Annotated in this window: 1 tRNA gene; it reads right to left on the bottom strand. The window is 51.9% G+C overall.

The annotated features are described in order from the left end of the window. Positions 1-83: 83 nt before the first annotated feature. Positions 84-159: transfer RNA gene (locus OGY33_RS00045), tRNA-Ala, on the bottom strand. Between the last annotated feature and the right edge of the window lie 184 nt (positions 160-343).

Below are 343 nucleotides of genomic sequence, written 5' to 3'. Positions count from 1 at the left end.
ATCCAGATTTTTAAAGAGCAAAACTTCGCAGTGAACCTTTTCAGGTACACTCTGAAGTTTTCTTGTGTTTTTGCAGTAAGAGATGGTGGAGCTATGCGGGATCGAACCGCAGACCTCCTGCGTGCAAGGCAGGCGCTCTCCCAGCTGAGCTATAACCCCATCGTAGAATGCTAATCTCTGTACCCTAATTCGTTTCCGGGCAAGGCGCGGTGGTGCGAAGCATACTGAAGTATGCGAGCATCGCCGTAACACAGCACGGAGGCGAATTTGGTAGGCCTGAGTGGACTTGAACCACCGACCTCACCCTTATCAGGGGTGCGCTCTAACCACCTGAGCTACAAGC

Source organism: Citrobacter sp. Cpo032 (genome assembly GCF_030332975.1).
Lineage (GTDB): Bacteria > Pseudomonadota > Gammaproteobacteria > Enterobacterales > Enterobacteriaceae > Citrobacter > Citrobacter portucalensis.
Note: the sequence above shows the minus strand (reverse complement) of the source record. Positions and strands in the feature narration are given on the sequence as shown.